The organism is Acinetobacter higginsii, from assembly GCF_000369525.1.
GTDB classification, from domain to species: domain Bacteria; phylum Pseudomonadota; class Gammaproteobacteria; order Pseudomonadales; family Moraxellaceae; genus Acinetobacter; species Acinetobacter higginsii.
In genome coordinates, this window is record NZ_KB850071.1 from 249,728 (window position 1) to 261,088 (window position 11,361).

At 41.9% G+C, this 11,361-nt stretch carries 10 protein-coding genes and 4 tRNA genes; 8 read left to right on the forward strand and 6 right to left on the reverse strand.

The genetic code is table 11. From position 1 onward, the window contains the following. Positions 1–10: 10 nt before the first annotated feature. From ftsL to F902_RS04370, 3 genes are all read right to left on the reverse strand, one after another. Complete coding sequence (ftsL, locus tag F902_RS04360) at positions 11–349, reverse strand: cell division protein FtsL (RefSeq protein WP_004803889.1); 339 nt, start codon at positions 347–349, stop codon at positions 11–13. A 2-nt stretch (positions 350–351) separates the two neighbouring features. Beyond that, positions 352–1,272, reverse strand: a complete 921-nt coding sequence (rsmH, locus tag F902_RS04365; RefSeq protein ID WP_005201363.1) for a 16S rRNA (cytosine(1402)-N(4))-methyltransferase RsmH — start codon at positions 1,270–1,272, stop codon at positions 352–354. A 197-nt stretch (positions 1,273–1,469) separates the two neighbouring features. After that, complete coding sequence (locus tag F902_RS04370) at positions 1,470–2,465, reverse strand: sulfate ABC transporter substrate-binding protein (protein WP_004803885.1); 996 nt, start codon at positions 2,463–2,465, stop codon at positions 1,470–1,472. Between the two features lie 472 nt (positions 2,466–2,937). Between F902_RS04370 and F902_RS04375 the strand changes: the two genes are divergently transcribed. From F902_RS04375 to F902_RS04405, 7 genes are all read left to right on the forward strand, one after another. Further along, positions 2,938–3,180, forward strand: coding sequence for a DUF4179 domain-containing protein (locus F902_RS04375; protein ID WP_374755504.1), 243 nt, complete (start codon positions 2,938–2,940; stop codon positions 3,178–3,180). A gap of 105 nt (positions 3,181–3,285) precedes the next feature. Beyond that, complete coding sequence (gene gltX, locus F902_RS04380) at positions 3,286–4,794, forward strand: glutamate--tRNA ligase (protein ID WP_005201366.1); 1,509 nt, start codon at positions 3,286–3,288, stop codon at positions 4,792–4,794. A 58-nt stretch (positions 4,795–4,852) separates the two neighbouring features. Continuing rightward, a tRNA-Ala gene (locus F902_RS04385) sits at positions 4,853–4,928 on the forward strand. 69 nt (positions 4,929–4,997) lie between these two features. Then, positions 4,998–5,073: transfer RNA gene (locus F902_RS04390), tRNA-Glu, on the forward strand. Between the two features lie 110 nt (positions 5,074–5,183). Further along, complete coding sequence (locus tag F902_RS04395; protein ID WP_005201367.1) at positions 5,184–6,590, forward strand: amino acid permease; 1,407 nt, start codon at positions 5,184–5,186, stop codon at positions 6,588–6,590. 212 nt (positions 6,591–6,802) lie between these two features. After that, positions 6,803–6,878, forward strand: a tRNA-Glu gene (locus F902_RS04400). A 96-nt stretch (positions 6,879–6,974) separates the two neighbouring features. Next, positions 6,975–7,050, forward strand: a tRNA-Glu gene (locus F902_RS04405). 43 nt (positions 7,051–7,093) lie between these two features. Here the strand turns inward: F902_RS04405 and F902_RS04410 are convergent. Beyond that, positions 7,094–8,029 (reverse strand): hypothetical protein, encoded by a 936-nt coding sequence (locus tag F902_RS04410; RefSeq protein WP_005201368.1) that lies wholly within the window; start codon positions 8,027–8,029, stop codon positions 7,094–7,096. 182 nt (positions 8,030–8,211) lie between these two features. After that, complete coding sequence (locus tag F902_RS04415; protein WP_005201369.1) at positions 8,212–9,819, reverse strand: hypothetical protein; 1,608 nt, start codon at positions 9,817–9,819, stop codon at positions 8,212–8,214. 228 nt (positions 9,820–10,047) lie between these two features. Between F902_RS04415 and F902_RS04420 the strand changes: the two genes are divergently transcribed. Next, on the forward strand, positions 10,048–10,386 hold the full coding sequence (locus tag F902_RS04420; protein WP_005201370.1) for a hypothetical protein: 339 nt from the start codon (positions 10,048–10,050) through the stop codon (positions 10,384–10,386). A gap of 52 nt (positions 10,387–10,438) precedes the next feature. Here the strand turns inward: F902_RS04420 and F902_RS04425 are convergent, their stop codons facing one another. Next, positions 10,439–11,359 (reverse strand): cation diffusion facilitator family transporter, encoded by a 921-nt coding sequence (locus tag F902_RS04425; protein WP_005201371.1) that lies wholly within the window; start codon positions 11,357–11,359, stop codon positions 10,439–10,441. Positions 11,360–11,361: the final 2 nt, after the last annotated feature.

Genomic DNA, 11,361 nt, shown 5'->3' on the forward strand with positions numbered 1-11,361 from the left:
ACAGCATGCCTTATTTATCTTGCTTTGAAGTCATAGGTAAAGAAATCACAACCGTCTGCGTGGCTGGAGGTGAGAACATACGCAGTTGTGTGACTGCGCGAGAACCGATCTGTGCAGTTGCACCAAAAGTTTGCTGTTCAATCAATAAACGCCCCCATTCAGCGTTTAAATCATCTCTTTCACGCATATATGCACTCAAGTCACGATAATCATGACGGTATTCAAACACTTGAAATACCACCATCATCGCACTTGTAAACACCAATGCAACGAGTACAGCATACACAACAACCTTTTTCAGTCCTTTTCTGCTGCTTGGTTTAACGTCGTCATCATTCTTGTTGTTCATTCTCAGCCTTTTTGCTCTAAACGCTCAGCCACACGTAGCCATGCACTACGCGAACGAGGATTTGCTTTTACTTCTGCTTCACTCGCACGAATACGAGAAACTTTCTTTAAACGTCGAGTATCGACCTGTGCTTGAGGCATCCCCCAGCCCGTGTCTTCAGCCAAACTCGATTCTTTTTGAATAAACTGCTTGATTAAACGATCTTCCAAAGAATGAAAGCTAATCACTGCCAGCTGCGCAGTTGGTTTTAATAATGTGACAGCTTGCGGTAAAAATGTCTCGATATCATCGAGTTCTTTGTTAATGGCAATACGAATCGCCTGAAAAGTACGCGTTGCAGGATGCTTATGCTTTTCCCATTTCGGATGCGCAGTTTTAACCACTTCTGCTAGTTGGGCAGTCGTTGTCATTTCACCTGCCAGTTTAATGGCTTTGGCAATTCGACGGCTATAACGTTCTTCACCATATTGGTAAATAATATTTGCGAGTTTTTCTTCTTCAATTTCAAGCAACCACTCAGCTGCTGTTAGACCTTGCGAATTATCCATTCGCATATCCAGCGGCCCATTTTGCATGAAGCTAAAACCACGTTCAGCTTGGTCCAGTTGTGGTGATGACACCCCTAAGTCAGCCATAATGCCATCAACTTCAGTCAGACCAATTTGAGCTAACTCGGATTGAATATCTGCAAAACTAGCATGAATAATTTTAAAACGCGGATCGTCTTGTTCTAATTGTGCTGCAACTTCAAGGGCTTGCGGGTCTTTATCGAAGGCGTAAACACGTGCATTTTGGTCTAATTTTGAAAGTAACAACTTGGTATGCCCACCACGACCAAAGGTCGCGTCGACAAAAATACCAGTATCGCGACCTGCCAATACGCCATCAACGGTTTCATGAAGTAAGACAGAAATATGCGACATAAGAAATGAATCAACAGCTGAAAATGTAACTGCACATTATCACCTTGTTTTATGCCAGCACCAAACGACTTTTTGTAGAGAATTCTTAACTTTTCATAGATAAAACCGTTTTCTTATCATTTTTCACTCAATAAAAAAGCAAACACCTTCGGTATTTGCTTTTCGATCGTTCTCTTTAATCTCAGTAACAACTAGATTTATGGTTTTTCCGCATAAATCTGGTCAAAAATCGCACCATTCACAAAGTGTGTTTTTTGTGCTTTTGCCCAACCACCAAACACATCATCAATCTTGAATAATTTAATCTTTGGAAATTGTTGCGCATATTTGGCAGCAACCTGTGGATTACGTGGACGGAAATAATATTTCGCAGCCAACTCTTGTCCTAAAGGTGAATAAAGGAAATTTAAGTAACCACGCGCCAATTGACGGTTGCCATTTTTATCGACAGTTTTATCAACGATAGCCACAGAAGGTTCAGCCAAAATCGAAATTGAAGGATACACAATTTCAAATTTATCTTTCCCTAAGCCTTGAGTTGCCAATAATGCTTCATTTTCCCAAGACAACAACACATCACCAATGCCACGTTCAGCAAAAGTGGTGAGTGAACCACGTGCACCAGAGTCTAAGACTTTGACATTTTGATAAAGCTTTTTCACCAACTCACGTGCCTTGGCATCATTACCACCTGGCTGTTTCAATGCATAACCCCAAGCCGATAAATAAATCCAACGCGGCGCACCACCGGTTTTTGGGTTTGGAGTGATAATTTCCACACCTGACTTGGTCAAGTCATTCCAGTCACGAATATTCTTCGGGTTGCCTTTACGCACCAAGAACACCACCGTAGAAGTGTAGGGTGCCGAATTGTCTTTAAATTGTTTTTGCCAGTCTTTACGAATTAAACCAGCATTGGCAATTTCATCAATATCATTGGCCAATGCGAGCGTTACAACGTCTGCCTGTAAGCCATCGATGACTGAGCGTGCCTGTTTACCTGAGCCACCATGCGACTGCTTGAAGTCAACATCTTGTCCTGTTCTCTTTTTCCAGTACTGACCAAATGCTTGATTGTATTCTTGATAAAACTCACGTGTTGGATCATAAGACACGTTTAAAAAAGTAGTTGCCGCTTGTGCTACACCATTTAAGCCCAACGCCAACAATGCTGCTGCGATGACAGTTTTCATTTATTGTTTACTCATTTCGCCCCGTTTGTCATCACTATATTTCTTTAAAAATAATTTACAATCATATAGTTATATCAATAACTTTATTACTATTCTATTTTTAAGATATAGCCCTAGCCCGTATTTTTTGTATTAAAACAATACTCAGCCTTTTATTTTTATGGCAAAATGAGAAAAATTATCATTCTCCACTTTTTCTACACATTTGCTTGCTAAATTCAACTTGCACACAAAGTAGCCATTTTGCTATAAATACATGTCAAGATGTGTCAAATTTTAAGATTTTTGTAAAAAGTGTGACGTAGTTATACTTTTTTATTAAGATTTATGTTTAAATCGTATTATTAAAGCAATACTATAGTTGTTTGGTTAGTCTTGTAGACTCAAAATCATGAAGGGGATGTGAGCAATGCGAGCATTAAAATTGAAAAAAGCACTAGGCTTAAGCTTATTTTTAGCAGCTTCTGTTCAAATGGGGCATGCGGCAGCAATTAAAGAAAGTAATAACATAAAAACAATTGATAAATCATCTTCAAGCTTAATTGTTAAAGCGCTTGATCAACAAAAACGTAATACAGGTTTGTTACCATCGTCAGACGATGAGTTAAAAATGTTGAATACGATTCGTACCACACCAACACAAACGTTCTTTGCCAGTCAACATGAACGTTTTTCACGTTTCGTTCAAACTATATTCCAGCCACATACTTCTTAAATTTTAAATATGTGCCCCTTCACATGTTTAAATCAAGCCTAGTCATGCTGTGACTAGGCTTTTTCGTTATAATAGTTTCAATTTAAATTTAAGCTCCGATCATTTATGAAAGTTCGTACCCGTATTGCGCCTTCTCCTACAGGTTTTCCACATGTAGGCACAGCTTATATTGCGTTATTTAATCTATGTTTTGCCAAACAGCATGGCGGTGAGTTTATTTTACGTATTGAAGATACGGATCAACTTCGCTCAACGCCTGAATCTGAAAAGATGATTTTAGATTCTTTGCGTTGGTTAGGTCTGAACTGGTCAGAAGGTCCAGATGTGGGTGGCCCACATGCCCCTTATCGCCAATCAGAGCGTATGGGTATTTATAAGCAATACGCGCTTGACTTGATTGAAAAAGGCCACGCTTTCTATTGTTTTGCAACCGCAGAAGAACTTGATCAAATGCGTGCAGAACAACAAGCGCGTGGCGAAACACCTAAATATGATGGCCGCGGCTTAAAATTATCACAAGAAGAAGTACAACGTCGTCTTGCTGCGGGTGAGCCCCATGTCATCCGTATGAAAGTACCAGAGGAAGGCATTTGTAAAATTAATGACTTACTCCGTGGTGAAGTTGAGATTCCATGGGCACAAGTTGACATGCAGGTGCTGTTAAAAACGGATGGTTTACCAACCTACCACCTTGCCAATGTAGTGGATGACCACTTAATGGAAATCACTCACGTGTTACGTGGTGAGGAGTGGTTACCATCTGCACCGAAGCATCAATTACTGTATCAATATTTCGGTTGGGACATGCCAACATTGTGTCACATGCCATTGTTGCGTAACCCAGACAAATCGAAACTGTCTAAACGTAAAAACCCAACCTCAATCAACTACTATCGTGACATCGGTGTTTTACCAGAAGCGTTATTAAATTATTTAGGTCGTATGGGTTGGTCAATGCCTGATGAACGTGAAGTATTCACCCTAGAAGACATGATTCAAAACTTTGATGTACAGCGTGTTTCGCTGGGTGGACCAATCTTTGACGTTGAAAAACTCAACTGGCTCAATGGTCAGTGGATCAAAGGATTGACGCCAGGACAGCTTCTAGACCGCTTGTTGGCATGGAAAAGTGACCGTCAAACCCTTGAAGACATTGCTGCAGCGATTCAACCGCGTATCAACTTACTCTCTGAAGCCGTGAATTGGGCTGGTTTTTACTTCAACCATATGCCACAAATCAGCAAAGAGCAGTTTGAAAGCAAAAAATTGACTGAAGAACAAGTTCGTCAGAGCCTACAATTTGCAATTTGGCGTTTAGAAAGTCAGTTTACCTGGAACAATGATACCGTCAGCCAAACCTTGATGGACTTGGCAAATCAGATGGAAATCAAATTACGTGATTTCATGCCAGCCTTCTTTATTGCGATTGCAGGTTCGACTAGTTCAACACCTGTCATGCAAGCGATGGTTACTCTCGGCCCTGATTTGACTTTTGCACGTTTACGTCACGCCCTAGAACTTGTCGGTGGACCAAGCAAGAAAGAGCTAAAAGTTTGGGAAAAGCTAAATGAATCACTAAAATTGCCGAAAAATGATGCAAATAGTGAGACTTAATTCAGTTTAATGATTGACGTGTGAGCGCATTCCCCCTAATATTGCGCTCACACATTCTGGGGTCATAGCTCAGTTGGTAGAGCGCTACAATGGCATTGTAGAGGTCAGCAGTTCGATCCTGCTTGGCTCCACCAGAGTCTCGAAATCGCAATGCTTTTCCGAGATGAAGTTAGGCTTTCAGTCATGTATGTGTTGCCTCATCTGTCCCTATCGTCTAGAGGCCTAGGACATCGCCCTTTCACGGCGGTAACCGGGGTTCGAATCCCCGTAGGGACGCCATATTCTCGAATATAATAATTATATTTTTCTAATAATCTTTCTCAAGCAGATTGCACATTTTCGAATTTTCCATAAAATAGCCGCTTCTCTATGCTTGGACAAATTGTCGTATGCAATCTTCCAACTCAAATGCGAATTCAGAACCAACAACGCTAAAGCGTGCCATGAGCACTCGCCATTTAGTCATGCTTTCTTTAGGTGGCGCGATTGGTACAGGTTTGTTTTTAGGTTCTGGCGAAGTTATCGCTCAAACCGGCCCTGTGGGTGCAATTATTGCCTATGTTTTAGGTGGCTTAATTGCTTATATGGTTATGCTCTGCTTAGGTGAGCTTGCAGTACACATGCCTGTTGCTGGATCTTTTGGTGCATACGCTCAAAAATATATTGGTCCAGGCACAGGTTATATGATTTCTTGGGTCTACTGGCTCACGTGGACCGCAACTTTAGGTACAGAATTTACCGCTGCGGCCTTACTGATGCAGGAATGGTTTCCACACATTTCCATGTGGATTTGGACCATTATCTTTGCAGTCACCATTTTGGGGTTAAATCTCACCTCAACCCGAATGTTCGCCGAATCCGAATTCTGGTTAGCCCTAGTTAAAGTTGTGACCGTGATTGCCTTCATTATCCTTGGTTTATTGGCAATTTTTGGTTTGATCTCATTCAATGGCTATGAATCAGCACCACTATTTCACAATTTGACTGCACACGGCTGGTTCCCGCAAGGGCTCATTCCAATCTTTACCACCATGTTGATTGTGAATTTTGCCTTTTCAGGTACAGAATTGATTGGTGTTGCTGCAGGTGAGACCAAAGACCCTGCTGAGAATGTTCCAAAGGCAATCAATGCCGCGATCTGGCGTTTATTGATTTTCTTTGTCGGCACAATCGTGGTGATCAGTGCCTTATTGCCATTCCAAGTCGCGGGCTTAGGTGGTGAAGGGGTGAGTAGCAGTCCTTTCGTGACGGTATTTAACTACATTGGTATTCCTTATGCCGACGACATTATCCGTTTCGTGATTATTACCGCACTTCTTTCTGCTGCAAACTCAGGTCTTTATGCTGCATCACGTATGATGTGGTCTTTATCAGATCAGCGTCAGTTACCAAGTGTATTCTCGCGCTTATCAAAAAGTGGCACCCCAATTATTGCACTGGTCGTGACCATGTTTGGTGCGATTCCTGGTCTGTTATCAGAGCACTTTGCCCCTGAAACAATTTTTAAGAATTTATTAGGTGTTGCGGCATTTACCATGGTCATCGTGTGGATGAGTATTTGCTGGAGCCAATTTAACTTTAGACGCCAATGGTACAAAGCGGGCCATAGCGCAAAAGACTTAAAATTTGCTGCACCGCTTTATCCTATCGTACCCATCTTAGGTTTTATCTTCTGCTTTATTACTGGCTTAAGTATGGCGGCAGACCCTGAGATGCAAGCAGGCTTTATTGGTTGTTTGCTGTTTATTGCAGCATGTTACCTAAGTCATTATGTTTTCTATCGAAACCGTAAATAATCAAATCTCAGAAAAAATGCAGCTTAAGCTGCATTTTTATATCTACCAATAAACCATTTGTTTGATAATTTTTTCGCTTAACTGCTTATTTTTGATTATTTATTCTGCGATATGTTTTATTTTTAGACACTTATTCACTTTTTTTAAATTTTATTCAGAAAAGTGTTTGACACCCTATCTAATTCACCCTAATATACGCCCACCTCTGAAACGTCCCTATCGTCTAGAGGCCTAGGACATCGCCCTTTCACGGCGGTAACCGGGGTTCGAATCCCCGTAGGGACGCCACTAAATTCGAGGAAAAGCAAAGATAAATCATCTTGCTGAGAATTTAGGCTTACAAGCGATATGTTTCATATTCTGTAAGTAAATCTCCTCCGATAAGTCCCTATCGTCTAGAGGCCTAGGACATCGCCCTTTCACGGCGGTAACCGGGGTTCGAATCCCCGTAGGGACGCCAAATTCTAAAAAAGCCACTGCATTGACAGTGGCTTTTTTATTGCCTATTCAGTTCCAATCCCGACCTGAACTTCTAGACGTCCAGATTGCACACGCAGACCACGGATCTCGAATTGATCAACCAGTTGTTGTACCAACTCACGGCTTTCCTGCAAGATATTTAAACCCGGTAAGATACTAAAATCGGTCAGGTTTAATAACTTATCCACCATCCACGAACGGTTATTAATGAAATCAATAAAGCCAGCCTCTTCCAGATCGATATACCACAAGCGATGCCCTTCTTTTTGAATCCCTGGGACATCACGAATCAAATGATTAATCAGGAAGGGAATCGGCAAAGAATTAATTAATTCAAAACTGACATTGCCCACTCGACGTGCAGCCCAATTGGTTAAGGTGCCGCCATGGCGAATTTGTAGATCAAGATGCTCATCGACTTGGCGTAGACGCAAATACTTTTCCTGCCCAATACGACACTCTAAGACATTAAATTCGAGCGAAAGTCGATACAGAAAACGACGATAGTGTCCATCGAGTTCAATATGGAATCGATCATTACCACATTCAATTTTAATATCATCAATTTCGCTGCGATCCATTCTTTTACGAATTTGATTATTCAACAGCATTTCTGGTAAATATAAGGTGAGACTGCTTTTCCCCAATGATGTTCTTGCCATCGCCAAAGCAACCTGACGTGCGACCTCGCTCGTTTCTGACACCATATCGCGTACCGTATTACGCACTCCTTCAACACCGCGCTTGGTCTGGTGTGTGACATGATCTAAGGCATCTAGTGCAGCATCTGCCACACCTGCAATGTTACGAGAAGTATCGCTGGCAAATTCCACCGCATCTTGTGCATGTTGCAATGTTTTATTAATTAGTCGACGTGATAATGATGGTTTATCATCAGATGAAGATACATCTGCTGGCATAATATCGAACATCGCCTTTTTATCATCTTGTCGATTCAAGATGCTCTCCCTCTTCCCTTTGCTACTGGCTCATTTTTCTTATGAGCGTCGATCTGCTTTCTGAACTTATTAGACGTTTTTCTGTAGATTAGCATGCTCTGCACAGCAATTTGCTTATTTTTGTTGCACAGCTTCAAATTATTTATTCCTCCTATTCACTTCATCTTTTTCAGAAAACACTATCACTGATCAACTTGCTTCAGTTGTTGTTCATTCTCAATTGCTGTAACGAGAATCTGACTCGAACGCAACGTTTTATACTGCTCTAATGTGGACTCAAGTCGCTGCACTTTCTCCTGCCCACCACCAAAATTCGAGCATTCACGTAATGCCACCCAAGCCGCTTGCATTTGATCAAATTCATTCCCTTTTACCAGTTTTAGCGTCATCCAATCAGCGAGATCCTGCGCACGTTTTTGCATTTCAAACTGCAAGGCAAATAGTCCGCTACTCAAGGCCGAGGCATCCAATAATCTCAATCCATTTCGCACTTGCTCAAACTGCTGGCTTTGTTGTTGCAGATATGGAGCTAAAACCTCCTGATTGAACCAGACAGCAAAAGCAATCATCTCCTGAACAAGCACATCACGTTGCTCATAAAGAGCCTCCCGCTCAGGATGTTGTTTATTCAAACGGATGTCTCCTAAATACGCCATCAGCCCTTGTTCCAGAATCATCTGAATATGCCCCGGATCAAAATCAGGCTTTGGCTTCGACTCAATTGGAGTCAGCTCAGTAAGCAATTCCTCATGGTGAACAGGTTGCTGTAATAAGCGCAAAATCTCTGCATTCCGCTGGATGGCTTGCCATAAACAAGTCAGCGCTAGATCAGCCTGCCCTGTACTGACCGTATTCTGCTCCAGAAGATGCTGCCAGGCGACTTGCATCGTGTTTTGCTGAACCAAGCTTGAGAGCACACACTGTGCTGTTAAAAGCTGCGGTGCGGTTGCAATCACGTCCTGACTAAAAGGGAGATGCGATTGCTTAGCGCCAAAAATGCTATTTAAGGATTTCCCGAGCGAATTTAGGCCACGTCCCATATCTGCCAATAGATTGCTATTTGAAGCTCGTGTCCGCAGTATCGACTCAGGTAATAACAAACTGACTGCACGCTGTAATCGTTGGGTCTGGTTGTTCTGGTCAATCGGTTTCAGATGATGGAGTAACAAATGCAGCGCATATTCAACATCACTCAACTGTGGCTGACATTCAGGCTGATTGCGACTCAACAGACAATCAATATAAGCATAAAAGGCAGTTTCATTACGGTGCTGCGATTGTTGTGCCGCCCATTCATAGTATTCAATTGCTTGACTGTATTGTGCTGCCCCTGCATAGGCTTTGGCTAGCGCAATCGCATGTTGCGCACTTGGATAATGTTGTTGAAAATAATGTAAAAGATCAATTTTCGGTTGTTGATCCAGACAGCGATCCAACTGACGTAGATAGCCATTGATATGTTGCTGATTCGGCTGAGTCTCAATGAAATTCAGACGATAGACCAAACACTGCTCATACCATGCATACTTACGCGCATGCGACTCATAAGCACTCAGCAGCTCATCCTCAATCAACTGAATCAATTGGCTGGCATAGAGAATGTCTTCAGCATCCTCATGCCTGAATTTCCACTGCTTGGGTAAAGTCACCTTAAATAAACGTAGGAGGAAGTGCGCACTGAGATCAGGGCTTTGCATCGTCACCAACATCAACTTATCTTGGCTAGATAAATGTTCTTTGCCCTTCTGAATGCGAGATAAACGCAACTTTAGAATCTTGGTGCTTAACATGCGTTTCCTTTCGCATTATTCAACCCACTCATCTTGCAACTTAACAGACTGCCCTGACTTTTGCGAATGGCTTTAGACGAGCTGTAGCAAGCTTTTCAAACAAATGTAAAAATCGACTTTGTGGCATCATAAACAACAAAATAAGTAAATTTATGTATTTGAAAGGCTCAAGATTTTTGCTTTTGCATAATTTTCGCTAAAATGGACAAAACAGAATAGGAATCTTCTATGCAATACCGTTGCCCTAAATGTCAAAGCGTGAAAATTATGCCTGTCAGTCAGGGTGCTAACAGCCCTCGTCCGAATGTACCCAAAAGTTTGGTGCTTCTGGTTCCTGCCATTTTTATTTTATTAATTTTGGTCTTGATTAGCGTTGCGATGTGGATTTTTGGCAATGGTGCCGGCCAAGGTCTGCAAATTGCGACCGTCGTAGTGTTTGCGATCTGTGTAATTGCAGGGGTTTTATTCTGGCGTGATCTACCTGACTTTAAAATTTCAATGCAAGCGTTTATGCAGGCACAAAAACATTGGAAATGTCGTGACTGCAACAACGAATGGCAGAATTAATTATTATCAAAAAAATATTCACATCAGCTTAATGCTGATGTGAAGGATCTTGTTAAGCTTTCTCATCATGTTGATGGGTATGCTGGCAATTCATTTCTTCATCATCTTCAATTTGCAAAGTCACCTCAGCAATGCCATGCTCATGCGACAACATCTCAATCGCAGCACGATGTAATTGATTACGATCAGCTCTCGGTGCAAATAAATGTACAGTCAAATGAATATTCTTCGAGGTAATCGCCCAGACCTTTAACTGATGAATACTCTCAACGCCATCCAATCCCAGTAGATCATTACGTAACTTTTCAATATCGACCTCTTCTGGCACACCTTCCAACAAGATATTGATACTCTGCTTGAGCAGAATCCACGTTCTCGGCAATACCCAGAAACCAATCGCAACTGCGAGAATGGTGTCGACCCAATACCAATTGGTGAAATAAATCACCACTGCACCCACGATAACAGCCACTGAACCTAATGCATCACTCAGCACTTCTAAATATGCGCCTTTCATATTCAAGCTTTCAGCCGCACTAGACATTAACAATTTCATGGAAATTAAATTAATAATCAGACCCAAGCTCGCCACAATCAACATACCGACACTTTGAATTTCAGGCGGTTGCGTAAAGCGCTGGTAAGCTTCGTACAGAATGTACATTGCCACAAAAAACAGCATCGAGGCATTAAATAAGGCTGCCAAAATCTCAAAACGCTGATAACCAAAAGTACGTTTGTTATCTGCGGGACGTTTGGCAATTTTAATTGCCACTAAAGCAATCGCTAATGCAGCCGCATCGGTAAACATATGTGCTGCATCGGACAGTAACGCCAAACTCTGGGTGATTAAACCCGCAACCACTTCAACCACTAAGAAGGTTGAAGTCAGTATCAGCGCAATAGTGAGTTTTTTGATATTACCTTCTGTGACCGCTGCATGACTATGGTCATGCCCTTGATGTCCACCCATGT

Bases quoted from the DNA above. Each gene is read 5' to 3' on its own strand.
- F902_RS04370 (WP_004803885.1), bottom strand. From the start codon at position 2,465: ATGAAAACTGTCATCGCAGCAGCATTGTTGGCGTTGGGCTTAAATGGT.
- ftsL (WP_004803889.1), bottom strand. From the start codon at position 349: ATGAACAACAAGAATGATGACGACGTTAAACCAAGCAGCAGAAAAGGA.
- F902_RS04395 (WP_005201367.1), top strand. From the start codon at position 5,184: ATGCAATCTTCCAACTCAAATGCGAATTCAGAACCAACAACGCTAAAG.
- gltX (WP_005201366.1), top strand. From the start codon at position 3,286: ATGAAAGTTCGTACCCGTATTGCGCCTTCTCCTACAGGTTTTCCACAT.
- F902_RS04420 (WP_005201370.1), top strand. From the start codon at position 10,048: ATGCAATACCGTTGCCCTAAATGTCAAAGCGTGAAAATTATGCCTGTC.
- F902_RS04415 (WP_005201369.1), bottom strand. From the start codon at position 9,819: ATGTTAAGCACCAAGATTCTAAAGTTGCGTTTATCTCGCATTCAGAAG.
- F902_RS04425 (WP_005201371.1), bottom strand. From the start codon at position 11,359: ATGGGTGGACATCAAGGGCATGACCATAGTCATGCAGCGGTCACAGAA.
- F902_RS04375 (WP_374755504.1), top strand. From the start codon at position 2,938: ATGGGGCATGCGGCAGCAATTAAAGAAAGTAATAACATAAAAACAATT.
- rsmH (WP_005201363.1), bottom strand. From the start codon at position 1,272: ATGTCGCATATTTCTGTCTTACTTCATGAAACCGTTGATGGCGTATTG.